Below are 272 nucleotides of genomic sequence, written 5' to 3'. Positions count from 1 at the left end.
CCGTAAACCTCTGGAATAAATTTTTCCTGATCCACTAAAAACAATGTGTGCAAGTTAAATAGGTAGTCTTTTATGGTTAATTTCTTAAAGTTACTTTCTAGTAACTGATAAGCTTTTTCTATTTTATCTTTATTAATTAACTCTCTTAACGGTATTTCTATATTTTTATAATTACTATCTTGGTAATTAACTATTCCGAATTTATCTTTAGATCTTATACTATTTATAATTGACTTCTTAATTTCATTATCAATTTTTTCTGAAGCTAAAAG

Annotated in this window: 1 protein-coding gene; it reads right to left on the bottom strand. The window is 24.3% G+C overall.

Features of this window, described 5'->3' with window-relative positions; genetic code table 11:
• Positions 1-272: hypothetical protein (locus AAEZ03_RS27405; protein ID WP_350583002.1), on the bottom strand; the 272-nt coding region annotated here is incomplete at both ends.

This window comes from Pseudomonas sp. HY2-MNA-CIBAN-0224 (assembly GCF_040310285.1).
In the GTDB taxonomy this organism is placed as follows: domain Bacteria; phylum Pseudomonadota; class Gammaproteobacteria; order Pseudomonadales; family Pseudomonadaceae; genus Aquipseudomonas; species Aquipseudomonas helleri.
The sequence above is the reverse complement of the archived record's forward strand: the minus strand, read 5'-3'. Positions and strand labels throughout refer to the sequence as shown.